We start from the raw sequence: 25249 nt of genomic DNA, 5'->3' as shown, positions 1-25249 counted from the left end.
ATCGGTTCACGCACGATCCCAACGGGGGGAGAAAGCGAGATGAACGCACCGACGAGTCCGATCAGTCCCTACACAGGTGCCCGGCACGTGACCCAGAAACTGCTGGTCACCGTGGTGGTCGGCGGCGCCGTCTATCTGCTCACCAATGTCGTCGGCGCCGACGAGGAAGGACCCTGGCAGCTCGTGCTGTCGGTCCTGTGCGGCGGCATCGTCCTGATCGTGCAGTTCCTGGTCTCCTTCGTGAACCAGATGCACGCCGTCAAGGACTCGGTGGACAAGCGCTTCGCCGACATCGGCAAGGCCACCAAGCTCTTCAACGAGGTGGAGAAACTCCGCGACGACGGCGTGCCCCGGCTCGCCGAGAACGCCACCAAGGTCGTCTCCGGAGGGCCGGAGATCCTCCACGAGTTCGCCCACGAGGAGATCAACCGGCTCGCCGGGGTGATGGAGGACCTCACCAGCCTCAGCGCCGAGTCCTCCGGCGAGAACCACGACTGGCTGATGACGCTCACCAAGTGCACCCGGCACAGCATCGACGCCATCAGCACCACCGTCGTCGACGACGGCTTCTGGTCCACCGAACCGGCCGGCCGCTATCTCACCGCCCAGCGCGAGGCCATCCTCGACCCGGCCCGGCGCATCCGGGTGCGGCGGCTGTTCATCGTCAAACGGCCCGAGGAGTTCGCCGCGCTCGTGCCCATCTGCACCGAGCAGCGGGACATGGGCATCGACGTCCGCGTCGTCGCCCTGGAGGAACTCCCGCCGTACTTCCGGCGCGGCAAGATGATCGACTTCATCGTCTTCGACGGAGCGCTGTCGTACGAGATCCACGCCGACCAGCTCAGCGTGAACTCCTCGACGACGATCAACGCCCGCGCGAACGAGGTGGACCCGCTCATCCGCCGCTTCAACCTGCTCTGGGAGGCCGCCGACCCGGCCCACTCCCCGAACGGCGTGCCGGGCCAGGTCCGCGCCCGCACCAACGGGACGGCACCGGACGGCGACTGATCACCGGCACGCCGGCGCGGGCACGGCCCCCTTCGGCGTGCCCGCCGCCAGCAGCAGCGGCGTCGCCCACAGCAGCACCGCCGCCAGGCCGATCGCCGTGCGCGGGCCGGTGAACGCGGCGAGGGCGCCCCACAGCGCCGTCAGCACCGCCACGGACGCCCGGCTCGCCACCGACCAGGCCGACAGCGTACGGGCCACCCGGTCCGTCGGGGTCAGCTCCAGCCGGGAGGTGGCCAGGACGGGATTGAAGACCGCCGAGAGGAAGATCAGACCGAACTCCACGGCCATCACCAGCGCCAGCCCGCCCGGCCCCGCCGACACGAACGCCAGCCCCACCGGCCACAGCGCCCGCAGCATGCCCGCGGTCCGCAGCACCCGGCGCCGCCCGAACCGTGCCACCAGCCGCGGGGCCAGCCGGGAGCCCAGCAGACCGCCGGCGCAGGGCACGGCGAAGGCCAGCGTGTACTGCCAGGGCGCGAAACCGAGCGGGCCCAGCATCAGCACCGCCAGCGGGGGAGCGGACGCCATGATCAGACCGTTCACCAGGACCGCGTTCAGGAACAGCGGGCGCAGCGCCCGGTGCGTGAGGAGATGGCGCCAGCCCGCGAACAGGTCCGCCGCGCGGAGCCGCTGCGCGGGGTCCTGCCGTACGGGCCTCGGCTCCCGGCCGCCGATCGCGCGCAGGCCCGCCGCCGAGAGCAGATAGCTGACCGCGTCCGCCGCGACCGTGAGCACCGGCCCGAACAGCGCCGTCAGGGCCCCGCCGAGCGGTGGGCCCAGCATGCTGGACGTCCACATCGTCGCCTCGAAGCGCCCGTTCGCCACGAGCAGGTCCCCCGGCGCCACCAGCCCCTTCAGGAACGCCCCGCTCGCCGCCGTGAACGCGATGTCCGCCGCCGCGACGACCGCCGACACCAGCAGGAGCTGCCAGAACCCGAGAGCGTCCAGCGCGTACGCGGCGGGCACGCTCAGCAGCGCCGCGCACCGCACCAGATCCGCCGCGATCATCACCGGCCGCTTGCGCCGGAACTCCACCCACGGCCCGAGCGGCACCGCCAGCAGCGCCCCCACCGCCGGGCCCACGGCCGCCAGCGCCGCCACCTCGGCCGGGCCCGCGTGCAGCACCACCACGGCGATCAGCGGAAACGCGCTGAACGCCAGCCAGGTCCCGAAGCTGCTCATGGCGTACGCCGCCCACAACCACCCGAACCCGCGCCCCAGCGCCCCGCGCACCACCGGGGGATCCTAAGGGCTGTCCGGTCAGGAGGGCCCACACCCCCTCCGCCGTAGGCGAGAATGAACCCATGAGCCAGCCCCGCACGCCCGTCCACGCCCCCGGAGGCGTCCGGTGAGCCTGTTCCGGGACGACGGCGTCGTGCTGCGCACCCAGAAGCTGGGCGAGGCCGACCGGATCATCACCCTGCTCACGCGCGGGCACGGGCGGGTGCGGGCCGTGGCTCGGGGGGTGCGGCGGACCAAGTCGAAGTTCGGGGCGCGGCTCGAACCGTTCTCCCACGTCGACGTGCAGTTCTTCTCCCGGGGCAGCGAGCTGGTCGGACGCGGACTGCCGCTGTGCACCCAGAGCGAGACCATCGCGCCGTACGGCGGCGGCATCGTCACCGACTACGCCCGCTACACCGCCGGCACCGCCATGCTGGAGACCGCCGAGCGCTTCACCGACCACGAGGGCGAGCCCGCCGTCCAGCAGTACCTGCTGCTGGTGGGCGCCCTGCGGACGCTGGCCCGGGGCGAGCACGCCCCCCACCTCGTCCTCGACGCGTTCCTGCTGCGCTCCCTCGCCGTCAACGGCTACGCGCCCAGCTTCGACGCCTGCGCGAAGTGCGGCATGCCCGGACCCAACCGGTTCTTCTCCGTCGCCTCCGGCGGCAGCGTCTGCGCCGACTGCCGGGTGGCCGGCAGCGTCGTACCCTCGCCGCAGACCCTCCTCCTGCTGGGCGCGCTGCTCACGGGAGACTGGGAGACCGCGGACGCGTGCGAGCCGCGGCATGTGCGGGAGGGCAGCGGGCTGGTCTCCGCCTACCTGCACTGGCATCTGGAGCGCGGCCTGCGCTCCCTGCGGTACGTAGAGAAATAGCAGCAGCACACACACGGCAAGCGACAGAGGAGACGAGAGGCACATGGTCGTACGCGGGTTCCTGGGGCGGCAGCGTCGGGAGTACAAGGCGCCGGAGCCGCACCCTTCCGGCGCCCGCGCGCCGAAGCTCCCCGGCGAGCTGGTGCCCGAGCACGTGGCGATCGTCATGGACGGCAACGGCCGCTGGGCGAAGGAGCGCGGGCTGCCCCGCACCGAGGGCCACAAGGTCGGCGCCGAGCGGGTCCTGGACGTGCTCCAGGGCTCGATCGAGATCGGTGTGCGCAACATCTCCCTGTACGCGTTCTCCACCGAGAACTGGAAGCGCTCGCCCGACGAGGTGCGCTTCCTGATGAACTTCAACCGCGACTTCATCCGCAAGACCCGCGACCAGCTCGACGAGCTGGGCATCCGGGTGCGCTGGGTGGGCCGGATGCCGAAGCTGTGGAAGTCGGTCGCCAAGGAGCTCCAGGTCGCCCAGGAGCAGACCAAGGGCAACGACCGCCTCACCCTGTACTTCTGCATGAACTACGGCGGCCGCGCCGAGATCGCCGACGCCGCGCAGGCGCTCGCCGAGGACGTGAAGGCGGGCCGCCTCGACCCGTCGAAGGTCAACGAGAAGACCCTCGCCAAGTACCTGTACTACCCGGACATGCCGGACGTCGACCTGTTCCTGCGCCCGAGCGGCGAGCAGCGCACCTCCAACTACCTGCTCTGGCAGAGCGCGTACGCCGAGATGGTCTTCCAGGACGTGCTGTGGCCGGACTTCGACCGCCGCGACCTGTGGCGGGCCTGTGTCGAGTTCGCCTCCCGCGACCGCCGCTTCGGCGGGGCCATCCCGAACGAGGAACTCCTCGCCATGGAGGGCTCGGCCCCCGACCCGTCCGCCGGCTCGTAGCCGCCCGGCGCGGGGACGGACGGACCGTTTCGCCGGATCCCCTCCCGACGCCGGACGCCCGCACTAGCATCGGGCCGGGGCCGCGCGAGGACGCCCGGCCCCACGCGTCGTCGGGGTGGGGGAACGTGCAGCGCTCAGTGGTTCGCTCGGTGGTCTTCGTGCACGGCACCGGGGTGCGGGAGGAGTCCTACGGCACCACGCTCGAGACCGTGAGATCCCGCCTGGCGGGCTTACGGCCCGGGATCGAGACCCGCGGCTGTTTCTGGGGACGCGAGGCCGGGGCGGACCTGGCCCTCGGCGGGGTCAGCATCCCCGGCTACACCGCGTCCGGCGGGGGCCGCGAAGAGGACGACGAGAAGGTGGCCGTCTGGGGCGTCCTCTACCGCGACCCCGGCTACGAACTGCGCCTGCTCGGCCTGCGCCCGGCCGCCCCCTCGGGAGACGGGCGGGGCCAGAGCCCGTCCCGGAAGCTCCTGGAACAGCTCACCGCGTACACCCCGCCCCCGCAGGTCAGGGCGGCCTTCGCGGAACACGGGCTGGACGACGCCCTCGACCGCGCCGTACGGGCCGTCGCCGGATCACCGGAACTGCGGGACGCCGCGGCCACCGCCGACGAGGGCGGCCACGAGCACCGGCACGCCTTCGCCCGGGCCGTCGTCGCCGCCACCCTCACCGACGCGGCGGACCGCGGCGCCGACGCCCTCGACGGCCTCCGGCGGGACGCCCTGCTCACCCTGCTCGCCGCGGACCTGCACAGCCAGGGCCGCACCCTGGCGGGAGCCGTCGCCAAGGCCGCCGCCACCCCCGCCCTGCGCGCCCTGACCTGGCACGCCAGGCGCCGCCGCGGCGCCCACACCGACGACCTGCTCCTGCCCGCCGTCGGCGACATCCTGCGCTACCAGGCCCGGGGCCACGAACTGCGCCGGCTGATCCGGCGCACCGTCGAACACGCCCCCGGCGACCGCGTCACCCTGATCGCCCACAGCCTCGGCGGGGTCGCCTGCGTCGACCTCCTGATCGAGGAGGAGACCGAGCGGGTCGACCAGTTGATCACCGTGGGCTCGCAGGCGCCCTACTTCTACGAGGCCGGCGCGCTGGTCTCCCTCCAGCACCCGCACCGCCCGCCCGCGCACTTCCCGCGCCGCTGGCTCAACCTCTACGACCCGCGCGACCTGCTCTCCTTCCGCGCGGCGCAGGTCTTCCCCGAGGTCGCCACCGACCACGAGGTCGACAACCGCCAGCCGTTCCCCTTCTCGCACAGCGCCTACTGGTCCAACCGCAAGGTCTGGGACGCCGTCGGCACATGGCTGGGCTGAACACCGTCGACGACCCGGCACGCGTCCACGCCGTGGTCGTCGGCATCGAGCGCTACCCCCGGCACTCCGGCTGGGACCTGCCCGGCGCGGTGGACGACGCCCTGCGCTTCCACAAGTGGCTGCGCAAGGGCGGGGTGCCGGAGGACAACATCCAGCTCCTGCTGGCCCCCGAGGAGGACAGCCGGCGCCGTCTGGAACCGCTGACCGGGTCCGGCGACCTCGTCTGGCGGCCCGTGTGGACCCGCGACGAGGTCATGGACGCCTTCACCGACGGCCTCGAAGGACGCACCGGCGACCTCCTCTACGTCTTCTGGGGCAGCCACGGCGTCCTCGGCCACGACGAGCGGCGGCTGCTGCTGTGCCCCGACGCCTCCCCGAAGGACAAGCGCTGCATCGACACGGCCAACCTCATGGAGTACCTCCAGCGCGACGACCTGGACGGCTTCGCACAGCAGGTGCTGCTCTTCGACGCGTGCGCCACCTTCCTGGAGCACCTCCACCAGCCGACGGGACCCGCCGTCGCCGCCTTTCCCACGGTCCGGCGCCGCACGGTCGGACAGTTCGCCCTGTGCGCGGCCGCCCCGGGCCAGGTCGCCGAGAACGACCCCGCCCTGCGCAGCGGTGTCTTCTCGCACGCCGTCATGGACTGGCTGGAGACGAACGCCGCCGATCTGCGCCCGGACCTGGCCGCGCTCCTCACCGACGTCCGCACCCGCATGCCCGGCATCCAGTCACCGGTCAGCATCGACGTCCGGACCCTCGACGGCTCCCGGGAACGCCTCACGGCACCCGGCCCCGCCCCGCTGCCCGCGTCGACCGGCCGCAGCCGGCTCGCGCTCGCCCTGCACGAGGCGTTCGGCGACGGCGACCTGCGCACCCGGTGCGTCGAGCACGTCACGGCGCACTGCCCGCGCGCGGGCCTCGGGGCCACCCCCTCCGACGACCGGATCGCCCACGTCCTGCTCACCGTCGAGCGGGCCATGGCCGCCGCCGTGGAGGTGGTCCGGCCCCGTGACCGGCAGGCCGCCGACCGGCTGCTCGCGCTGGGCCGCGCCGACAACGCCCCCGGCCTGCTCTCCCCGCTCGAACTCGCCTCGCTGCGCGAGATATTCGGCCGTGCTCCGGTGCTGCCCCCGATGGCCCGGGTGATCGCCGCCGTCCGCGCCGCCCAGCCCTTCGCGAGAGCCTGGCTGCCGCCCTCGGCGGAGGGCGAACCCGGCCCCACCCTCGACCAGCTCATGGCCTGCGCCGAGCACTTCGAGGCCCACACCGGCGGCCAGAGCGTGGCCCGCCCGGGACGCCAACTGGTGCCCGCGGTCGTCCGGTTCACCGAACTGCTCGCCGCGCTGCTGCCCGGCGCCCGCCGCGAACTGCACGAGTGGGGCGACCGGGTGGCCGACCGGCTCGGCGTCGACACGGGCGGCCTGGCCGAACGGCGTGCCGAGGCGCTGGCCTGGCCCGACTCGCTCGGCACGGGCTGCGGACACCCCCGGGTGCTGGCCCAGCTCGACGTGGCGCCACCGGAACGCACCGCCGCCCGGGGCGACCGGGACAGCGGCGAACGCTTCACCTGCGTGATGTGGGTCGACACGGGCTCGGACGGCCTCCGGCAGGCCGCCGAACAGAGCGGGGGCCCGCTCTCCGCACGGGACGTGGTGCGCCGCATCAAACGCACCGTGACGCTGCTGCGCGCGGCCACCGAGGAACCCCCGGTCGTGGAGATCCTGTTGCAGCCCGACGCCGTCCACCTCCCGGTGGACTTCTGGAACGGCGCCGACGACGAGGACGAACTGCCCCTCCTCCTGGGGGTGGAGTGGGCGACCGTCCTGCGCTGCGCGCCCCTGGCCTCCGAGGAGGTCGAGGAACGGCGCCGGTCGGAACTGCGGCGCCGCTGGGCGGCTCGGCACAATGACACCGTGGTCTATCTGGACGACCGGCACACCGAGGGATACGCCGCGTACGGCGCCCTGAAGACCAAGGCCGACGCCGCCCGTGCCGTCGTACGGGCCGGACCCGGCGGCCGGGACCGGCTGGTGCAGACGGCGCTCAAGCTCGGCTACCCGGTCGTGCTCTGGGACCGGAAGTCGCCGGGGCCGGTGCCGGACACCCACTTCGACCCCGTACGGCCGGCGGCGGCGGTCGACGGGCTCCCCGCGCGCGTGCAGTCCTACCGCGCCCGCGCCTGCGAGAACCCCGCCGCCCACACGATGTGCCCCGCCGTGCTGTTCGAGGCCGCCGACCGGCCCCTGCCCGAGGTGCTGCCCCTGACCGGCCCGACGGAGCCCACGGCACCCATTGCATCCTCCCCTTCCGCTCCCCCCGACCCCGCAGAGGCGAGTTCCTGATGACGCGACAGCAAGAGACGGAAGCCCCCACAGCGACCGGCTCCACCGCCGAGGACGAGGAGTGGCGGCTCTTCCGCGGGGACGGACGGCGGCGGGACGTCGCCCTGCCGCCCGCCCCGCCCTGGCGGCGCTTCGCCGAACCCTCGGAGGGAACGCGCGGCACCTCGCCGTACGTGATCGGGCGCGAGGAGACGGACGTCGTCAACGCGGCCGTCCATCTGCGCAGGCCCCTGCTCGTCACCGGCCATCCCGGCACCGGCAAGTCCTCGCTGGCGACCGCCGTCGCCCATGAACTGAACCTGGGCCCCGTCCTGCACTGGCCCGTCAACAGCCGGTCGACGCTCCAGGAGGCGCTGTACCGCTACGACGCCATCGGCAGGCTCCAGGAGAGCAATCTCGACCGTGAACCGGGCGAGACCCGCCCCGGCATCGGCTCCTTCCTCCGACTGGGGCCCGTGGGCACGGCGTTCGCTGCCACGGAGCGCCCCCGGGTCCTGCTCGTCGACGAGCTGGACAAGGGCGACCTCGACCTCCCGAACGACCTCCTCACGATCTTCGAGGAAGGCACCTTCGAGATCCCCGAACTGTCCAGGCTGCCCGAGGAACAGGCGCGGGTCGACGTCCTCACCGCCGACCCCCACGGCACGGCGCCGGTCACCCGGGGGATGGTCCGCTGCACCGAGTTCCCCGTCGTCGTCATCACCAGCAACGGCGAACGGGACTTCCCGCCGGCGTTCCGGCGCCGCTGCCTTCCCCTGCACCTCGGCGACCCGGACGAGACCCGTCTGCGCGAGATCATCGCGGGCCATCTCGGAGCGGACGCCCTCGCCGGGGCCGGTGACCTGGTGCAGGCGTTCCTGGCCCAGCGGGCCCTCGGGGAACTCGCCACCGACCAGCTCCTCAACGCGGTGTTCCTGCGCACCGGAGGGGCCCGGCTGGACGCCGAAGGGCTGCTGAAGACCGTACTGCACCGGCTCAACGCGGACGGCTGAGGCGTGTTCGAGGAGCTGTGCAGGATCCTCGGGGACGCCGGGCAGCCCATGGAGCCCGAGGACCTCCTCGACGTCCTCTGGCTCGCCGACCGGATCCCGTCCGGCCCGAAGGCACCACTGGCCGGCCACGCACCCCGCGCCGCGGACCCGCCCGCCCCCTCCACCGGCCCCACCCCGTCCGACACCCGGGCGGAGACCGGCACCCACGCCCGCACCGAGCCACCGGCGGAGACGACGGGACCCGCCGCGCGGCGGACGCCGTCGCACCTCCCCGTGGTCTCCGGACCCTTCGCGACCGAGGCGCCCGGGGAGGCCCTGTGGACGCCCGGCGCCCGCGCCCTCGGCCCGACCCTGCCCCTCGGCCGGGCCCTGCGCCCCCTCAAACGGCGGGTGCCGAGCCGACGGCACAGCGAACTCGACGAGGTCGCCACCGCCGACCTCCAGGCCGACACCCGCACCCCGCAGGTCGTCCTGCGCGGACGGCCCGAACGCTGGCTGCGGCTGGCCCTGATCATCGACGACGGCGTGTCCATGCTCCTCTGGGAACGCCAGTGCGCGGAGCTGAAGGCACTCCTGGAACGCAGCGGCGCCTTCCGCCAGGTGGACACCTACCAGATCCGGTACGGCGGTGACGGCGACGCGGGCGGCGGCGTCCGGCTGGGGCGGCCGTGGAGCCTCAGCCCGGAGACCCGCCCCGCCGACTCCGTCGCCGACGTCTCCGGACGGACCATGGTGCTCGTCGTGACCGACGGCGCCGCGGCCGCCTGGCGCGAGGGACGGCTGCGCCCCGTGCTCGAACGCTGGGCCCGCTGCGGACCCACCGCCATCGTCCACACCCTGCCCCGCCGCCTGTGGGCGGGCTCCGGGGTACGGGCCGACACCTGGCAGGTCACCTCCCCCCGGCCGGGCGCGCCCAACAGCGCCTGGACGGTACGGGACCCCGTGCTCCCGCCGAGCGTCGCCCCGCCCCCGCCGGTCCCGGTGCCCGTCCTGGACCTCACCCCCGGCGACTTCGCGGCCTGGGCCGCCGTCACCACCGTCGTCGGGCGTCCCGTACCGGTGCGGCTGTGGACACCGCAGCCGTCACGGCCGCCCGTCGAGGAGCCGGGCCGGGTCTCCGTCCGGGACTTCGGCCGCGCCGCCTCGCCCGAGGCGGTACGCCTGGCCGCGCACCTGGCGGCGATGGCCCCGGTCACCGTGCCCGTGATGCAGCTCGTCCACGCCTGCCTCGACCCGCGCCAGGGCACCGCCCCGCTGGCCGAGGTCGTCCTCGGGGGACTGGTGCAGCCCCTGCCGCCGTCGGGGGACGCGCGGTTCACCGGCCGCCACCGCCTCTTCGACTTCACGGCCGAGGCGAAGGACCTCCTCCTCGACGCCGTCCCCACCGCCGAACTCCTCGCGTGCAGCCGCCTGGTGGGGGAGCGCATCGAGTCCCTCCTCGGCCGCTCCTCGGACTTCGCGGCGTGGCCGCTGAGCGGAGAGGGGGCGGCGACGCCGTTCGCTCATCTGGGGCCGGCGTTGCAGGCGCGGTTGGGGGTGGCGGGGGACGCCGTCACCGAGGTGCGGCGGCTGTCGGGCGACAGACTCGCCGAGTCGCTGCGGCTGATGTACGACGCGCTGTCCTGGCATTCGCCCGGCTGGGCCGACGAGAGCGATCTGCCGCCCCTGCGGCTCGCCGGGTATCTGGACGGTACGGTCCTGCCGGACTGGGGTTTCGTCACGACGCTCGTGGATCTGGTCACCCGCTTCGAGCCCGCCCTGTTCGGTGACCTGTGGGACCGGCTGCGCGCCCAGTACGTCGAGGCGATGCTGCCGGGGTGCGACACGGAGGTCCGGCTCGCGTTCGACCGGTCGCGCATCGGGCTGCACCACGCGGACCTGCTGCTGCTGCACCTGCTGCTGTACATGCACACGAAGTCCGGCGCTGCGGAAATGGCGGAGGCGGAGATCGCCGAGGACCTGACGGCCTTCCTGGGCGCGCGAGGGCTCCGGCTCCAACGGGAGAGTCTGCGCGTACGCCATGACCTGATCTGGGACTTCGGCGGCGGCCACTGCATCGTGGAGATCCGACGGACCAGACTGCCCTTCGACTGGACGGGCGTCATGCACTTCGCGCGGTCCCTCGGCACGTCGGCGGCGGCCGTCGGGTTCTTCGTGGCCGTGGACGACAGCGTGCTCTCGGACGGACCCGTACGTCTGGAGGAATGCGTCGTCACCGACGCGGAGCCGACGGTCGGGGGGCCCGTCGTTGGCCTGCGTTTCCAGAACGGCCCCCAGCCCGCGAGTGTGGCCGCCCGGGTGTGCGTCGTCGTCGACGTCGTGGGGCAACACGTGTCGCGGGAAGCCCTGTGGGAGGTCCTCGACCACGCGGTGCGGGCGGCGGGTGTGTCCCGCGACGCGTGTCTCCGCCAGGACCGGGGGGACGGGGCGCTCGTCCTGCTGCCCCAGGGAGTGGACGAGTCCAGAGCCGTCCCCGGCTTCATCGACGGCCTCGCCCAGGGGCTGCGGGGACGCTCCATGCGCTTGCGGGTCGCGATGGACCGGGGCGTCGTGGAGGTGCGGCAGTTCGGCGTCATAGGCGATGTCGTGATCCGCGCGTCACGCCTCGCCGATTCGGCCCACCTGCGGGAGACGCGGTCCGCGTACGGGCTCCTCGTGTCGGATCCCCTCTACGAGGACGTCCACGCCCTGCGCGGCCGCTTCCGCCGTGTCCGGGTGGACTTCACGGACTACCGGGCCTGGGCCTGGCTTGAGGACGGCGACCACTCACCGCGCCTTCCCGACCCGTCCCGCTCGAACGCGGTCCTGGTCGGAGCCTCCGCCTACGCCGAGCTGCCCGACCTGCCGGCGGTCGACAGGGGGCTCCGTGACCTGATGTACCTGCTGACGGACCCGGAGAGCGGGGCCTTCTCCTCGGGGCGCACCACCGTGATGGCGAACCCGTCGAGCAGGGACGCGCTCCTGGTCGCGGTGCACCGCGCCGCGCAGGCGGCCGAGGACACACTGCTCGTGTACTTCGCCGGGCACAGCCTGTACGACTCGGTCTCGGGCGAGCTGAGTCTCGCCGTACGCGACACCCGGCCGAACTCGCCTTACACAGCCCTGCCGTTCGACGCCATCCGGCGCGAGCTGAACCACAGTGCGGCCCGCCACAAGATCGTCATTCTCGACTGCTGCTACAGCGGCGCGGCCGGGTCCACTTCTCTTCCCGGCGTCTTCAACATCCGGCCGGACTCCGACGAGGTCACGGTGCTCGCAGCGTCCGACCGGACCGCGATCGCCGCGCCGGGGGACAGGTACACGGCGTTCACCGGTGCGCTCGTCGATGTGCTGGCCAACGGTCTGGACGAGGGGCCGGACACCATCGACACGGAACTGCTGTACCAAGAAGCGCGCCGTCGGCTCGGGCCGCTTCCTCAGCCCATCCTCGCGAGCAATCGGCAGGTGGACCGGACCGTTGCCCTCGCCCGAAACCGCGCCCGCTAAGACGCCCCCGTCGCACAATCCGCACACGTCCCGAAGATCTCCACCGTATGCGCCACATTCACATACCCGTGCTCCGCCGCGATCGCCTCCGCCCACGTTTCGACCGCGGGCCCCTCGACCTCGACCGCCTTGCCGCAGGCACGGCAGACGAGGTGATGGTGGTGGTCGCCGGTGGAGCAGCGGCGGTAGACGGACTCGCCGTCGGAGGTGCGCAGGACGTCGACCTCGCCGGCGTCGGCGAGGGACTGGAGGGTGCGGTAGACCGTGGTGAGCCCGACCGAGTCGCCCTTGTGCTTGAGCATGTCGTGCAGGTCCTGCGCGCTGCGGAACTCGTCGACCTCGTCCAGGGCCGCCGCCACGGCGGCGCGCTGCCGGGTGGCGCGGCCCTTCACGGGCGGTCCAGCGGTCGTCACCGTTGCCTCCTCACGTCTGCGGCTTGCCGGGCCATTGTGCCAGCCCGGGCAGTGCGCGGTCAGACGCCGACCTCGTCGGAGGTCCCGCGGGTGGCGGGAATCGCGCACTCCGCGGGGTCCCCGGCGGGCTGGGCCGCGGCCAGTGCGCGGGCGCGGCGCCGGGCGAGCGGGGCGGCCAGCACGCTCAGCGCGATGAAGGCGGCGATGGTGAGGAGGACGATCGTCGCGCCGGGCGGCACGTCCTGATAGTAGGAGGTCACGGTGCCGCCGATGGTCACCGTGACGCCGATCGCCACGGCGAGGGCGAAGGTCGCGGCGAAGCTGCGGCTGAGCTGCTGGGCGGCGGCGACGGGGACGACCATCAGGGCGGACACCAGCAGCAGGCCGACGACGCGCATGGCGACGGTGACGGTCACCGCGGCGGTGATCGCGGTCAGCAGGTTGAGGGCGCGCACCGGCAGGCCGGTGACCCGGGCGAACTCCTCGTCCTGGCTGACGGCGAAGAGCTGGCGGCGCAGGCCGACGGTGACCAGGACCACGAAGGCCGCGAGCAGGCAGATCGCCGTCACGTCGGACTCGGACACCGTCGAGAGGGAGCCGAAGAGGTACGAGGTGAGGTTGGCGTTGGAGCCGCCGGGGGCGAGGTTGATGAACATGACGCCGCCGGCCATGCCGCCGTAGAAGAGCATGGCGAGGGCGATGTCGCCGCGGGTTCTGCCGTACCAGCGGATGAGTTCCATGGTGACCGCGCCGAGGACGGAGACGGCGGTGGCCATCCAGACCGGGGACGCGGAGAGCAGGAAGCCGAGGCCGACGCCGGTCATGGCGACATGGCCGATGCCGTCGCCCATCAGGGCCTGGCGGCGCTGGACGAGGTAGATGCCGACGGCGGGGGCGGTGATGCCGACCAGGACGGCGGCGAGCAGCGCCCGCTGCATGAAGGCGTAGTCGAGGATGTCCATCAGCTCAGCAGTCCCGTGCGGATCGGTTCGGCGCCCGCGGGTGCGTGCGGGTGTACGTGGTCGTGGCCGGGCAGGGCGTGCTGGCCGACGGCCGGGGTGGGCGGGCCGTCGTGCAGCACACAGCCGTCGCGCAGGACGACCGCCCGGTCGATGAGGGGCTCCAGGGGGCCCAGTTCGTGCAGGACGAGGAGGACCGTCGTACCGGCGGCGACCTGCTCGCGCAGGGTGTGCGCCAGGACCTCCTGGCTGGCCAGGTCGACGCCGGCCATCGGCTCGTCCATGATCAGCAGCTCGGGTTCGGCGGCGAGGGCGCGGGCGATCAGCACCCGCTGGTGCTGGCCGCCGGAGAGGGCGTCGACGTTGTCCTTGGCGCGGTCGGCCATCCCGACCAGTTCCAGGGCGTGGGCGACGGCCTCCCGGTCGGCCTTGCGGAAGACACCGAAGCGGGTGCGGGAGAGGCGGCCGGAGGCGACGACCTCGGTGACCGTCGCCGGGACTCCGCCGGCGGCGGTGGTGCGCTGGGGGACGTAGCCGACCCGCGCCCAGTCCCGGAACCGGCGGCGGTCGGTGCCGAAGAGTTCGATCTCGCCCGCGCCGATCGCCACCTGGCCGATGACGCTGCGGACGGCCGTCGACTTGCCCGAGCCGTTCGCGCCGAGCAGGGCGACGACCTCACCGCGGTGCACGGTGAGGTCGATGCCCCGCAGGACGGGGCGCGAGCCCAGGTCGGCGCGGACTCCGCGCAGGGCTATGACGGCCTCGGCTTTCGCGTCCATGACGCCCTCCGTGAAGATCATTTGGTTCCCAGGGCCGTCTGGAGTGCCTTGAGGTTCGCCTGCTGGACCGAGAAGTAGTCCTTGCCGCGGGAGGCGTCGGTGATGCCCTCGATCGGGTCGAGGACGTCCGTGGTGAGTCCGGCGTCGGCGGCGAGGGTCTTCGCGGTCTTGTCGCTGACGAGCGTCTCGTAGAACACGGTCGTGACGCCGTCGGCCTTCGCCATCTTCTCAAGTTCCTTGACGCGCGCGGCGCTGGGCTCCGACTCGGGGTCGAGGCCGTTGATGGCCTCCTCGGTCAGGCCGTAGCGTTCGGCGAGGTAGCCGAAGGCGGCGTGGGTGGTGAGGAAGACCTTCGTCTTGGTGTTCTTCAGCCCGGTCTCGAACTCGGTGTTGAGGTCGTCGAGCTTCTTCACCAGGGCCGCGGTGTTCTTCGCGTAGTCGGCCGCGTGGTCCGGGTCGGCCTTCTGGAACGCCTTGCCGACGCCCTCGGCGACCTCGGCGTAGCGCACCGGGTCCAGCCAGATGTGGGGGTCGAGGCCGCCCGCCTCCTCGTGCTCGTGGTCGTCGTGGCCCTCGGCCTCGTCCGCGTGGTCGTCGTCGTGCTCGGCCGCGTGGCCGCCGACCTCGTCGCCGTGCTTCTCCAGGGTGGTGAGGGTGGCGGCGTCGATCTTGGTCTTGATCTCGGACTGGGCCACCGCGTCGTCCACGGAGGGCTGGAGGTTCTTGAGGTAGAGCACCGCGTCGGACTCCTGGAGCTGAGCGGTCTGCTTCGCGCTGATCTCCAGGTCGTGCGGCTCCTGGCCGGGCTCGGTCAGGCTGGTGACGTTCACATGGGCGCCGCCGATCTGCTCGGCGAGGAAGGCCATCGGGTAGAACGACGCGACGACGTCGAACTTCTCGGTGTTGCCGGCCGCGTTCGCGCCCGAGCAGGCGCTGAGGGTGCCCAGGCCGAGGGCGGTGACCGCCGCCACGGCGATCCCGGATATGTGCTGTCGTCGTACGTTCATGACAGTCATTTTCAACAAATATGGAAACCGTTGTCAACAAGCTCTTCATGACCACTTCAAGGGGTGCCGAGTTGGTCGAGGGGGAGCACCCGCCGGTACCCTGGGGCATTCGCTGGAAGCATCTCGCTTCGTCGCCCGTCGTCGTTATGAAGAGAGCACCGTGGCCGCCGACAAGATCGACACCATCGTCAGCCTGAGCAAGCGCCGTGGCTTCGTATTCCCCTGTAGTGAGATCTACGGCGGCCAGAAGGCCGCCTGGGACTACGGACCGCTGGGTGTCGAGCTCAAGGAGAACCTGAAGCGCCAGTGGTGGCGCTACATGGTGACGTCGCGCGAGGACGTGGTCGGTCTCGACTCGTCCGTCATCCTGGCCCCCGAGGTCTGGGTCGCCTCCGGCCATGTCGCCACCTTCTCGGACCCGCTGACCGAGTGCACCTCCTGCCACAAGCGGTTCCGCGCGGACCACCTGGAGGAGGCGTACGAGGCCAAGCACCACCGCGCCCCGGAGAACGGCCTCGCGGACATCAACTGCCCCAACTGCGGCAACAAGGGCCAGTTCACCGAGCCCAAGCAGTTCTCGGGTCTGCTCTCCACCCACCTCGGCCCGACCCAGGACACCGGCTCCATCGCCTACCTGCGCCCCGAGACCGCCCAGGGCATCTTCACCAACTTCGCCAACGTGCAGGTCGCCGCGCGCAAGAAGCCGCCGTTCGGCATCGCCCAGATGGGCAAGTCCTTCCGCAACGAGATCACGCCCGGCAACTTCATCTTCCGCACCCGCGAGTTCGAGCAGATGGAGATGGAGTTCTTCGTCAAGCCGGGCGAGGACGAGAAGTGGCAGGAGTACTGGATGGAGCAGCGCTGGAACTGGTACACCGGTCTCGGCATGCGCGAGGAGAACATGCGGTGGTACGAGCACCCGCAGGAGAAGCTCTCCCACTACTCCAAGCGCACCGCCGACATCGAGTACCGCTTCCAGTTCGGCGGCAACGAGTGGGGTGAGCTGGAGGGCGTCGCGAACCGCACCGACTACGACCTCGGCGCGCACTCCAAGGCCTCCGGCCAGGACCTCGTCTTCTACGACCAGGACGCCCAGGAGCGCTGGACCCCCTACGTCATCGAGCCCGCCGCCGGTGTCGGCCGCGCCATGCTCGCCTTCCTCCTCGACGCCTACGTCGAGGACGAGGCCCCCAACGCCAAGGGCAAGATGGAGAAGCGCACGGTGCTGCGCCTCGACCACCGCCTCGCCCCGGTGAAGGTCGCGGTCCTGCCGCTGTCGCGCAACGCGGACCTGTCCCCGAAGGCCAAGGGTCTCGCCGCGGCGCTGCGCCAGCACTGGAACATCGAGTTCGACGACGCCGGCGCCATCGGCCGCCGCTACCGCCGTCAGGACGAGATCGGTACGCCGTACTGCGTCACCGTCGACTTCGACACGCTCGACGACAACGCGGTGACCGTGCGCGAGCGCGACTCGATGAAGCAGGAGCGCGTGTCCCTCGACCAGATCGAGGGCTACCTGGCCGCCCGCCTGGTCGGCGCCTAGCCGCCCTCGGACCCTGTGGCCTTAGCTGCCCTCGGACCCTGTTGTACGAAGCCCACCCGCGGGCCGGTTCTGCCGGCCCGCGGGTGGGCTTTTCGCTGCCCGGCGACCGGGTGCTGACAAGTATGGACTGACAGATATGGACTGACAGATATTGAAATCTGTCAGTCGTCATGTCATGGTGGAGGCATGACGATGCACACCCGTTCCCTCGGCACCACCGGCCCCCAGGTCTCCGCCCTCGGTCTCGGCTGCATGGGCATGACCGCGCTCTACGGCGACGCGGACCCCTCCGAGTCCATCGCCACCGTCCACGCCGCGCTCGAAGCCGGCGTGACCCTGCTCGACACCGGCGACTTCTACGGCATGGGCAGCAACGAGCTGCTGATCGGCGAAGCCCTGCGCACCGCGCCCCCGGCCCGCCGCGAACAGGCCCTGGTCAGTGTGAAGTTCGGCGCCCTGCGTGACCCCGCCGGCAACTGGACCGGCTACGACGGCCGCCCCGCCGCCGTCAAGAACTTCGCCGCCTACTCCCTCCAGCGCCTCGGCGTCGACCACATCGACGTCTACCGCCTCGCCCGGCTCGACCCGGCCGTCCCGATCGAGGAGACCGTCGGCGCCGTCGCCGAACTGGTCGAGCAGGGGTACGTCCGCCACATCGGCCTCAGCGAGGTCGGCGCCGACACCATCCGCCGCGCCGCCGCCACGGCCCCGATCACCGACCTCCAGATCGAGTACTCGCTGATCTCCCGCGGCATCGAGCGGGCCGTCCTGCCCACCACCCGTGAACTGGGCATCGCGATCACCGCGTACGGCGTCCTCTCCCGCGGTCTGATCTCCGGCCACTTCTCCGCCGACCGGCAGCTCCCCGCGACCGACTTCCGGGCTCACGCACCCCGCTTCCAGGGCGAGAACCTCCGGCACAACCTGGGCCTCGTCGAGGAGCTGCGGAAGATCGCCGAGCACAAGGGCGTCTCCGTCGCGCAGATCGCCATCGCCTGGGTGCTCGCCCAGGGCCGGGACATCGTGCCGCTGGTCGGCGCCCGCACCCGGGAGCGGCTCGCGGAGTCCCTCGGCGCGCTGGACGTCACCCTGGACGCGGCCGACCTCGCCGCGATCGAGCGGGCCGTGCCCCCCACCGCGGCCGCCGGCGACCGCTACCCGGCCGCCCAGATGGCCCACCTCGAACCCTGACCGCCCGCCGGGTACGGTCTCCCTCATGGCACCGACCAGCGAGACCCTGACCGCCGAGCGCATCCTCGAAGCCACCGAGGAGGTACTGCGCCGGCACGGCCCCGCCAAGGCCACCGTGGTGGACGTGGCCCGCGCGCTCGGCGTCAGCCACGGCAGCGTGTACCGCCACTTCCGGACGAAGGCGGCGCTGCGGGAGGCGGTGACCAAGCGCTGGCTGGACCGTACGTCCGAGGCGCTCGCCGGGATCGCCGCCGACTCCGGCCGCGCCCCCGAGGCCCGGCTGCGGGACTGGCTCGCCGCGCTGTTCGAGGCCAAGCGGCGCAAGGCGGGCGACGACCCCGAACTGTTCGCCACCTACATGGTGCTGACCGGCGAGAGCGGCACGGCGGTCGGCGAGCACATCGCCGATCTGACCGGCCAGCTCACGGCGATCGTCGCGGCCGGCGTGGCCGACGGCTCCTTCGCCGCCCCCGACCCGGCCGCCGCCGCCCGCGCCGTCTTCCAGGCCACCGGCCGCTTCCACGACCCCGGCTACTTCCGGGAGTGGGAACTGCCGGGCGCGGACGACGACTTCACGGCGGTGACGGACCTGCTGCTCCAGGGGCTGCGCAGGATCTAGGGGGTGGTTTTGCCCTCCGTGGGGTCGACCGTCGCCTGGTGGGCCTCGGCCAGGTGCTCGGCCGCCTTCAGCCAGGGCAGGAACTGCGCTCCTCTGCGCCAGCCGCAGGTGTCGCACCTGATCGTGCGCTGCACCCCTGCCCGCCGTACCCGGACCACGTGTTCGCGTCCGTGCTGGTCCCAGCGGCTCACCTTGCTCGTCGTGATCTGAAGCATGACGCCTCCCGCGTCGACTGCGGAGAACAGCAAGGAGTGTGCAGCAAGGCGAAGATCAACGGGGGGTTCGGCGGGAGGAGTTAACAGGGCGGGGCGGCGGGGCCGGGTCGTGGGATCGCGGGGGCCCGGTTCAGTATCCGCACAGATCCGTCAGCCGGCCCGGGTCCAGCACCACCAACTGCCGGTAGCCCGTGGCGAGTAGGCCCTCCGCGCGCAGGGCGGCCAGTGCCCGTTCCGTCGTCGACACCGACACTCCGGCCAGACTGCCGAGCGCGCGCTGGCTCAGCGACAGTTCGAGGAGCAGCGAACCGTCGGGCCGCCGTCTGCCGTACTCCGCCGCGAGTTCGTACAGCACCCGGGCGAGCCGGCGGCGCGCGTCGCAGCCGCTGGTCTCTATCCGCCGCTGGGTCGCCGACCGCAGCTTGCGCGCCACACTGCGCAGCACCTGCAACTGGGCCGCCGGATGCGAGTGCAGGAACGCGATGAACGACGCCGGGGCGATCCGCAGCGCGACCACCGGGCCCGCGGCCCGCACGGTCGCCGAGCGCGGACTGCCGTCCAGCACCGCCAGTTCCCCGACCACCTCGCCCGCCGCGCGGATCGCCAGCGCCGAGCCCTCGCCGTCCTCCGTCTCCCCGACGATCAGCACCAGCCCGTCGAGCAGCATGTACACCGCGTCGCCGACCGCCCCGGCCGTCATCAGCACGTCCTGGTCGGCGTACCGGCGCCGGGTGCCAAGCCGCAGCAGCGCGTCCCGGTCCACCGCGTCCAGGGTGTCCAGCAGACTCCCGGCGGCCCAGGCAGGCGCGTCCGTCCGCCTGATCGGCCTCATGGGCCGCCCCCTTTCCCCAGGGCACGTCATTGTGCACGTCCATGACCACGCGTGCCGGTTTTCCGGCTTTCTCCTCGACTCGCCCCCCGTCCGGGCCGCCCGGCCGCCAGGATGTCGGCGACGACAGGACCCAGGAGGAGCGGATGACGAGCGACGAGCACGAACAGACCTGGGACGACGGCCGGTTGACCGAGGACGACGTCATCGAGGCGGCCGACGGCACCGGTTACACCTCGGTGTCCGAGTACGTCTCCGGTGAGAACGGCTACGAGCCCGACGACACCGGGGACTTGGGGGACACCTCGGGCTGGTGACCGTAGTCCCGGGCCGCCCGTCCTCCCCCGGGGTCCGTGACCGGACGGACGGGCGGCCGCAGGTTCCCCCATCGCGGGGACCGGCTCGCCCCCACGTCCACGAGAGTAGGCGGGGGCCGCCCGCCGGACTCCTTCCTGTGCGGGAGTCTCGGGCACCCCGGCCGACGTGCTTTCCCTCAACTCCCCTCACTCGGGGCTTGGTTCACCCCATCCGTCGCGGCACAGGAGATGGCGGTCCCCGGCAGTAGCACCGCGGCCTGCCGGCACGAGCCGCCCCCATCCCGGGTCCTACTCTCGCCGTCGTCCAACGGGCTGGAGTCTCACCAGCAGACTGGCTCCGCGTCGCCCCCTACGCACGACGGGCAGGGGCGCTTGAACGTGAAGCCGCACAGGTCGCATCCGGCGAACCCACAGCACCCGTCGCACCAGATGGCACGGTGCCCGGAACAAGTCCCGCAGAGGTCACCGAAGTTCCAGAGCGACCAACGCGGTACCCCGCCTGTCCGACCCGCGCGGGGCTTCGGGTGAAACGGGGCCTCCCCTTGCAGGGGCTTACGGAGCCTTGCCACTCGACGGGCAGCGATACGAGGGTGCTCAGGCGCCGTGGTCATTCGAACGCCTCAGCGACCAGCTCCGGCCCTTCCTCAGCGTCGTCCTCGTCATCCTCTGTGCCGCCGACTCCCAGACGGGCACCACGGCTCCCAGCGACCCGCAAGGCGTCGCCCAGACACTCCGTCAACTGCCGTGCGAGATACCGCATTTCGAGTTCCGTGGCGCGGGGATTACTCAGGAGTTCATGCGCATGGAGAAGCACCTTCTCCCCGATGTCGAGTTGCGTGGCTTCCATGTCATCCGCCAGACGGCTGAGCACGCCTCCGGAATCGTCACTCCGGAGCAAGCATTCCTTGCCGTCCGTCGTCTTCCACGGCAATACACGAACCACATTCCGCTTGCCCACGTCTTTCCCTCCACCCTCTCCGTGTTGCACTCAAGGTAGAGGAGGGTTTGAAGCGGCCCGAGAATAATTCCCGTTGTCGCCTAAAGATCACGCAAGAGAGACTGCACACGTGCGGCAAGATACTCTCGGGCTTCGTCGCCATAGATTGCGAAACCCGCGTACATGTCGAAGACTTCCCGGTACTGTGCTACGTCGCGGCCGTCCTGAAAAACGATTCTTCCTGTGAAGGTCTCGGCGGTCGCCAGGCGATCGTCGTAGACAGTGAAGGTGTTCAACGGTCCACGCGGAATATTCGTACCGTCCGGAACTATGCCGATCCTGATGTTCGGCAGCCGGGAAAGAGATGTGAGCCGATCAATCTGCACTGCCATCGCCGAGGGGGGAACGATGGCCCACCTGATTGCCTGTTCAGTGAGCAAGAAGGTGAACCGCTTTGACGTGTCGTACAAGACAGATTGGCGTTCCAACTTACGGGCGACGGTTTTGGAAGTGTCCCCTGGAGCATGGGTGAGACTGGCCCTCACATACTCAGGAGTAGCCAAAAGTCCAGTCAGCATGGACGGCAAGAAGTAGCGCATTTCCGTTGACTCGGATTCCAGTGCAGCCAGCTCCGCTTGCCGTTTCTCAAGGCCCCTGCGCCAAGAGGAACGCTTGTCCTGCCACTCGGTGTTGGCCATCCTGGCCAGTGCCATCACCTCGCTGACAAGTTCCGGAGGTGCCTCCACGGCTCGCAATATGCGTTCGACGTCTATGAGCGAAGCCGTCGTTTTTCCCGTCTCGATCTTGCTGATTTTCGACTGACTCATGGCGCAACGCTTGGCGAGCCGGTCCCCAGTGAGACCGGCTCGCTTTCGCAAGTCGCGCAGAGTTTCAGCTAGGTCGGCCTTCGACCGGCCCAACTGTTCTGGCTCAAGTGTCACCCGCGCTCTTTCGTGTACTCGCTGAACGGTATTGCTGCGGCGAGAGCCGTGCGTTTCCAGGAGCGGAACTTTTCCACGTCGCCCTCGTGGATTTCACGGCCGATCTGAGTTCCGTCCGGCCGAAAGTTCAGATGGACAACGGTGGACTCGTCGAACATCCACCAATCTTGTCCGGAAACGGGAAGGCCGTAGTCTTCGTGCGTGACATCGAGGATTCGAATGTCTTCGCCCGCCGCGATGTTGCCAGGGATTCCCCATGCGAATTGGTACCGCTGGTAGTCCGTGAGTGGTTGCCGCACGACGCGTACCCGCCCGATCTTCTTGCCTGCTTCGCGATACTCCCTGACGCGCGTGTGCCACTTTGTGTTGTGGTCAGCGGGTTTGTCTTCGCCTCGCAGAAAGCGAGCCACGTTCTCACTCTCGCGCGGCATGGTGTAGGTCGGTTGGGCCTCAAAGCGCCATGCATCGTATTGGAATGCGTCGAACACCTTCCGCCACTCACCATCCGAGAGCACGCACAGCCTCCCTGAGAATGTGCTCAGGAATCTCTACGAGTCCTTCGCCGTCCGGCACCGTGAAGCCCCCGTAGGCGTCTCCCTGAACCACGAACGTGCCGTGCTCCGTGGCGTACACGTTGGGGCAGTCGTCGTCATCACAGTTCGGTCCGTTGACCGTTCCTGTGAGACGGGTAAGGCGTTCTCGGCCTGCCATCGTGGGCCCCTTCCGACCGGGCGCTTCCCGACCCTTGGGGACGACGCTAGGCAGACCGAGGGGACGTGTCTATTGATCAGAAACTCATGGGGTTCTCGTCCAGGACGTAGCGGACGTGTGGGCCGCCGAAGTAGCCGCGGACGATGTGCGGCTGGCGCTGGCGTCTGCGGAAGAAGCGGCGGGTCTCGGCGGCGAGTTCGGCCTGGTTCCGGGCTCGGTGCTGCTTGGGCAGGCTGTGCTTGAGGTCGGCGTTGACGAGTTCGTCGGGGTTGAGCTCGGGCGAGTACGGGGGCAGGAAGTGCAGCTCGACGTCGTCGGGGTGGGCTGCGAGCCAGTCGCGGACCTTCTTCGAGCGGTGGGCGGAGTGCCCGTCGACCACGAGATGGACCTTGTGGTCGAAGTGGCCGGCGAGCCGGTCCAGGAAGCGGCACATCACCTCGGCGGTGAAACTCTCGGTGAAGACCATGAAGTGCATCCGGCCCTTGGTGCTGATCGCCGACATCGCGTTCACCGAGAACCGGTTCCCGGCCCGTCGCACGACGGGGGTCTTGCCCTTCTCTCCCCAGGTGCGGCCTGTGACCTGGTCGGAGCGGATGCCGACCTGGTCGGCGAAGAGAATCTCCCCACCGTCCTCCTTCGCCCTCGCCCGGATCTTGGGCCAGGTCTCGGCGTGCCAGCGCCGGACGGCCTCGGGGTCCTGCTCGACGGCCCTCTTGTCCGGGCGCTGGAAGGAAAGACCCCACCGCTTCAGGTACTTGCCCACCCCCGGTTCGGTCAGCCGTACCCGGTACAGCTTCGCGATCAGGTCACCGATCAGCCGCCGCGTCCACAACTGCCCACTCAGCCCCACGTCACAGGGCCGGTGATCGAGGACCGCCTGCCGCACAGCGGCCTGCTCGGCCTCCCCGAGCACCTGGTGCACCCCGACCGGCTTACCACGCGGCCGCATCACCAGAGCCTCCCGACCGCCGGCCAGCCACTTCGCCCACCAGATGTCGACGGCCTTCAGCGACACCCCGAACACCGCCGCCACGTCCTCACGGTCCCGCCCCGCCACCAACGCGGCCACCGCCCGCAGCCGCAGGGCCTCCTGCGCCGACGGCGACAGATGCCGCGCGTCCCCCACCAGATCGCTCACACCCCTCCAACGACCCAGAACCCAAACCGTTTCGGATCAATATGACGGAACACGACTATTCGTGTCTTGGAATAAACGATCTTCGACGCGCGTGTTGCTCGTAGTCGTCCAGGGCTTGCCGGGCAAGGGGCTGCATCTGTTCGGGCGGGCCCTCCGCGCCGCTGGACTCTGCGCTGGTCTCAAGGTCGCGCATCGCGGTGTGCGGCGCGGACAAGTACCGGGAAAGGCTGGAGCGGTTGTACGCGCTGTTCAACTAGGGCTGCGACAGCAGATCGCTGATGCAGACAGGGACGAACCGCACGGCCTCCCCGTCGGCGGGCTTCACCGGCCGGCCCCGGTCGTCGAAGACCACCGTGTCGCCCGGGTGCAGGAGAAGCTCCTTCAAGGGGCGGACGGACGGGACGAATCCGTCCTTGTCCGAGTGGTCTCTGTCGTCCGTCGTGGTGGTGAGGTCTTCGAGGTCGACGGGAATGCAACGGCTCACGGGCACCTGCCTGCCCCAGGACACGCTGATGCCGTCCGCGCGCAATTGCCGCTTCAGATCGCTCAGGGCCACGGCGTCCATCTCCGCCTTCTTGAGAGTGAGCGTGACACTGCCGTCGCGGTGGCGTTCCACCGCGTACGCCGTCGACCCGGCCGGCGAGCCCGGCGCGGCCACCACCGCGAGCCCCGCCACGACACAGGCGGCCAGGGCGACGGCGATCCGCCGGGGTGTGATCAGCCGTCGCGCCCCTGTGTCCGGCGCCGCGCCGTCCCGCAGGCCGATCTCCTTCTTCAGCTCGTCCAGCAGCCGGTCCTCGAACGTGGTCCGCGTGTTCATGCCTCTCCCCTCATGACGTACAGCGGCGACGCGTCCCGCGTCCCGTCCGTGTGCTGTGCCTCCGTGCGGTCCGCGTCCGCGCGCAGCGCCTTGCGCGCCCGGTGCAGCCGGACCCGCGCCGTGACCTGGCGGATGCCGAGCGCGGCGGCCGCCTCCGTGACGGTGAGCTGGTCCACGGCGATCAGTTCCATGACGGCGCGTTCGCCCTCAGGCAGCCGGGCGAGCGCGGCCAGGGCGCGCCGTCCCGGGCTCTCCGCGTCGAGCTTGTCCTCCAGCCGGACGATGTCGTCGGGCTCCAGCAGCCGCCGCCCGGAGAAGCGCCGGTTCCGTTCGGCCTCCCGGGCGGCCCGGCGGCGCTCCGTCGACACGACGTTGCGCGCGATGCCGTACAGCCAGGCGGTCTCGCTGCCGAGCCGGGGCCGGTAGGTGTGGGCGGAGTCGAGGACGGCGAGGAAGATCTCCGCCGTCAGGTCGGCGGCGGTGTGCGGATCGTCGACCCGCCGCGCCACGAACCGGGTCACCGCGTCCACATGGCGCCGGTAGAACTCCTCGAACAGCCGCGGATCACGCACCGCCGCGGCGGGCCCGCCGCGTATCCGTTCCGCACCCTCCACAGGCGTCTCCCCTCTCCTCGGGCTTCACCTCTTCTTGGGCCCGGACGGCTCAAGCGTTACAGAGCACGCGCTCAAGTCA

Annotated in this window: 25 protein-coding genes; 11 read left to right on the top strand and 14 right to left on the bottom strand. The window is 71.1% G+C overall.

Translation table 11 applies throughout. The annotated features are described in order from the left end of the window. Positions 1-87: 87 nt before the first annotated feature. On the top strand, positions 88-1008 hold the full coding sequence (locus AFM16_RS13255) for a hypothetical protein (RefSeq protein ID WP_245177688.1): 921 nt from the start codon (positions 88-90) through the stop codon (positions 1006-1008). Here AFM16_RS13255 and AFM16_RS13250 read toward each other — a convergent pair whose 3' ends face one another. Further along, positions 1009-2190 carry an MFS transporter gene (locus tag AFM16_RS13250; RefSeq protein WP_078636930.1) on the bottom strand — a complete coding sequence of 394 codons (1182 nt, stop codon included), beginning with the start codon at positions 2188-2190 and terminating at the stop codon, positions 1009-1011. It abuts the gene before it with no gap. A gap of 166 nt (positions 2191-2356) precedes the next feature. On the opposite strand from AFM16_RS13250, the gene recO reads away from it, so the two are divergent. From recO to AFM16_RS13220, 6 genes are all read left to right on the top strand, one after another. Further along, positions 2357-3103 (top strand): DNA repair protein RecO, encoded by a 747-nt coding sequence (gene recO, locus AFM16_RS13245; protein ID WP_030779161.1) that lies wholly within the window; start codon positions 2357-2359, stop codon positions 3101-3103. Between the two features lie 43 nt (positions 3104-3146). Then, positions 3147-3998 (top strand): isoprenyl transferase, encoded by an 852-nt coding sequence (locus tag AFM16_RS13240; RefSeq protein ID WP_078633432.1) that lies wholly within the window; start codon positions 3147-3149, stop codon positions 3996-3998. A 125-nt stretch (positions 3999-4123) separates the two neighbouring features. After that, positions 4124-5314, top strand: a complete 1191-nt coding sequence (locus AFM16_RS13235; RefSeq protein WP_143648353.1) for a lipase family protein — start codon at positions 4124-4126, stop codon at positions 5312-5314. After that, complete coding sequence (locus AFM16_RS13230; RefSeq protein ID WP_078633430.1) at positions 5302-7659, top strand: VMAP-C domain-containing protein; 2358 nt, start codon at positions 5302-5304, stop codon at positions 7657-7659. The genes AFM16_RS13235 and AFM16_RS13230 overlap by 13 nt, the downstream gene beginning before the upstream one ends. Beyond that, the gene (locus tag AFM16_RS13225; protein WP_078633429.1) at positions 7659-8651 is read left to right on the top strand and encodes an AAA family ATPase; all 993 of its coding nucleotides are present in this window, start codon (positions 7659-7661) and stop codon (positions 8649-8651) included. Before AFM16_RS13230 ends, AFM16_RS13225 begins: the two co-directional genes overlap by 1 nt. 3 nt (positions 8652-8654) lie before the next feature. Next, entirely contained in the window at positions 8655-12137 is a 3483-nt protein-coding gene (locus tag AFM16_RS13220) for a caspase, EACC1-associated type (protein ID WP_078633428.1), read from the top strand. Here the strand turns inward: AFM16_RS13220 and AFM16_RS13215 are convergent. From AFM16_RS13215 to AFM16_RS13200, 4 genes are read right to left on the bottom strand one after another with little or no spacing between them, the layout of a single operon-like run. After that, positions 12134-12550: a Fur family transcriptional regulator gene (locus AFM16_RS13215; RefSeq protein WP_078633427.1), complete on the bottom strand. Its 417-nt coding sequence runs from the start codon at positions 12548-12550 to the stop codon at positions 12134-12136. The genes AFM16_RS13220 and AFM16_RS13215 overlap by 4 nt on opposite strands. 59 nt (positions 12551-12609) lie before the next feature. Continuing rightward, positions 12610-13512 (bottom strand): metal ABC transporter permease, encoded by a 903-nt coding sequence (locus AFM16_RS13210; protein ID WP_030779142.1) that lies wholly within the window; start codon positions 13510-13512, stop codon positions 12610-12612. After that, a complete protein-coding gene (locus tag AFM16_RS13205) occupies positions 13512-14288 on the bottom strand; it encodes a metal ABC transporter ATP-binding protein (protein WP_078636929.1) in 777 nt (258 codons plus the stop codon). The genes AFM16_RS13210 and AFM16_RS13205 overlap by 1 nt, the downstream gene beginning before the upstream one ends. Positions 14289-14305: 17 nt before the next feature. Continuing rightward, on the bottom strand, positions 14306-15295 hold the full coding sequence (locus AFM16_RS13200) for a zinc ABC transporter substrate-binding protein (protein WP_030779138.1): 990 nt from the start codon (positions 15293-15295) through the stop codon (positions 14306-14308). Positions 15296-15455: 160 nt separating this feature from the next. On the opposite strand from AFM16_RS13200, the gene AFM16_RS13195 reads away from it, so the two are divergent. The 3 genes from AFM16_RS13195 (at position 15456) to AFM16_RS13185 (ending at position 18648) form a co-directional block, all read left to right on the top strand. Next, complete coding sequence (locus AFM16_RS13195; protein WP_030779136.1) at positions 15456-16838, top strand: glycine--tRNA ligase; 1383 nt, start codon at positions 15456-15458, stop codon at positions 16836-16838. Between the two features lie 186 nt (positions 16839-17024). Next, entirely contained in the window at positions 17025-18029 is a 1005-nt protein-coding gene (locus AFM16_RS13190) for an aldo/keto reductase (RefSeq protein WP_078633426.1), read from the top strand. Positions 18030-18054: 25 nt separating this feature from the next. Further along, entirely contained in the window at positions 18055-18648 is a 594-nt protein-coding gene (locus AFM16_RS13185; protein WP_078633425.1) for a TetR/AcrR family transcriptional regulator, read from the top strand. On the opposite strand, the gene AFM16_RS13180 is transcribed toward AFM16_RS13185, so the two are convergent. Both AFM16_RS13180 and AFM16_RS13175 read right to left on the bottom strand, forming a co-directional pair. Next, positions 18645-18863 (bottom strand): hypothetical protein, encoded by a 219-nt coding sequence (locus tag AFM16_RS13180; RefSeq protein WP_030779120.1) that lies wholly within the window; start codon positions 18861-18863, stop codon positions 18645-18647. The two genes, AFM16_RS13185 and AFM16_RS13180, sit on opposite strands and share 4 nt — an antisense overlap. Positions 18864-18993: 130 nt before the next feature. After that, positions 18994-19695: a Crp/Fnr family transcriptional regulator gene (locus AFM16_RS13175; RefSeq protein ID WP_030779117.1), complete on the bottom strand. Its 702-nt coding sequence runs from the start codon at positions 19693-19695 to the stop codon at positions 18994-18996. A gap of 143 nt (positions 19696-19838) precedes the next feature. Between AFM16_RS13175 and AFM16_RS39345 the strand changes: the two genes are divergently transcribed. Then, on the top strand, positions 19839-20009 hold the full coding sequence (locus AFM16_RS39345; protein ID WP_167797185.1) for a hypothetical protein: 171 nt from the start codon (positions 19839-19841) through the stop codon (positions 20007-20009). 607 nt (positions 20010-20616) lie between these two features. On the opposite strand, the gene AFM16_RS13165 is transcribed toward AFM16_RS39345, so the two are convergent. The 7 genes from AFM16_RS13165 to AFM16_RS13135 all read right to left on the bottom strand — a co-directional run bounded on the left by AFM16_RS13165 (position 20617) and on the right by AFM16_RS13135 (position 25170). Continuing rightward, positions 20617-20967 (bottom strand): hypothetical protein, encoded by a 351-nt coding sequence (locus tag AFM16_RS13165; RefSeq protein ID WP_107419075.1) that lies wholly within the window; start codon positions 20965-20967, stop codon positions 20617-20619. Positions 20968-21047: 80 nt separating this feature from the next. Further along, positions 21048-21887, bottom strand: coding sequence for a helix-turn-helix domain-containing protein (locus AFM16_RS13160; RefSeq protein ID WP_030779112.1), 840 nt, complete (start codon positions 21885-21887; stop codon positions 21048-21050). Further along, positions 21884-22402, bottom strand: a complete 519-nt coding sequence (locus AFM16_RS13155) for a DUF6879 family protein (protein ID WP_037874386.1) — start codon at positions 22400-22402, stop codon at positions 21884-21886. Before AFM16_RS13155 ends, AFM16_RS13160 begins: the two co-directional genes overlap by 4 nt. After that, positions 22386-22598, bottom strand: a complete 213-nt coding sequence (locus AFM16_RS13150; protein WP_078633422.1) for a hypothetical protein — start codon at positions 22596-22598, stop codon at positions 22386-22388. The genes AFM16_RS13155 and AFM16_RS13150 overlap by 17 nt, the downstream gene beginning before the upstream one ends. A 76-nt stretch (positions 22599-22674) precedes the next feature. Then, on the bottom strand, positions 22675-23736 hold the full coding sequence (locus tag AFM16_RS13145; protein WP_209313206.1) for an IS630 family transposase: 1062 nt from the start codon (positions 23734-23736) through the stop codon (positions 22675-22677). A gap of 253 nt (positions 23737-23989) precedes the next feature. Next, positions 23990-24556, bottom strand: coding sequence for a hypothetical protein (locus AFM16_RS13140; RefSeq protein WP_078633421.1), 567 nt, complete (start codon positions 24554-24556; stop codon positions 23990-23992). Then, positions 24553-25170 (bottom strand): RNA polymerase sigma factor, encoded by a 618-nt coding sequence (locus AFM16_RS13135; RefSeq protein WP_078633420.1) that lies wholly within the window; start codon positions 25168-25170, stop codon positions 24553-24555. Before AFM16_RS13135 ends, AFM16_RS13140 begins: the two co-directional genes overlap by 4 nt. Positions 25171-25249 lie beyond the last annotated feature (79 nt).

Source organism: Streptomyces antibioticus (assembly GCF_002019855.1).
Lineage (GTDB): Bacteria > Actinomycetota > Actinomycetes > Streptomycetales > Streptomycetaceae > Streptomyces > Streptomyces antibioticus_B.
This window is presented reverse-complemented; position numbering and strand designations above follow the sequence as displayed.

Coding starts and splice junctions, on each gene's coding strand:
- AFM16_RS13240 (WP_078633432.1), top strand. CDS start 3,147: ATGGTCGTACGCGGGTTCCTGGGGCGGCAGCGTCGGGAGTACAAGGCG.
- AFM16_RS13150 (WP_078633422.1), bottom strand. CDS start 22,598: ATGGCAGGCCGAGAACGCCTTACCCGTCTCACAGGAACGGTCAACGGA.
- AFM16_RS13185 (WP_078633425.1), top strand. CDS start 18,055: ATGGCACCGACCAGCGAGACCCTGACCGCCGAGCGCATCCTCGAAGCC.
- AFM16_RS13205 (WP_078636929.1), bottom strand. CDS start 14,288: ATGGACGCGAAAGCCGAGGCCGTCATAGCCCTGCGCGGAGTCCGCGCC.
- AFM16_RS13250 (WP_078636930.1), bottom strand. CDS start 2,190: ATGAGCAGCTTCGGGACCTGGCTGGCGTTCAGCGCGTTTCCGCTGATC.
- AFM16_RS13190 (WP_078633426.1), top strand. CDS start 17,025: ATGACGATGCACACCCGTTCCCTCGGCACCACCGGCCCCCAGGTCTCC.
- AFM16_RS39345 (WP_167797185.1), top strand. CDS start 19,839: ATGACGAGCGACGAGCACGAACAGACCTGGGACGACGGCCGGTTGACC.
- AFM16_RS13230 (WP_078633430.1), top strand. CDS start 5,302: ATGGCTGGGCTGAACACCGTCGACGACCCGGCACGCGTCCACGCCGTG.
- AFM16_RS13225 (WP_078633429.1), top strand. CDS start 7,659: ATGACGCGACAGCAAGAGACGGAAGCCCCCACAGCGACCGGCTCCACC.
- AFM16_RS13140 (WP_078633421.1), bottom strand. CDS start 24,556: ATGAACACGCGGACCACGTTCGAGGACCGGCTGCTGGACGAGCTGAAG.
- AFM16_RS13175 (WP_030779117.1), bottom strand. CDS start 19,695: ATGAGGCCGATCAGGCGGACGGACGCGCCTGCCTGGGCCGCCGGGAGT.
- AFM16_RS13200 (WP_030779138.1), bottom strand. CDS start 15,295: ATGAACGTACGACGACAGCACATATCCGGGATCGCCGTGGCGGCGGTC.
- AFM16_RS13210 (WP_030779142.1), bottom strand. CDS start 13,512: ATGGACATCCTCGACTACGCCTTCATGCAGCGGGCGCTGCTCGCCGCC.
- AFM16_RS13180 (WP_030779120.1), bottom strand. CDS start 18,863: ATGCTTCAGATCACGACGAGCAAGGTGAGCCGCTGGGACCAGCACGGA.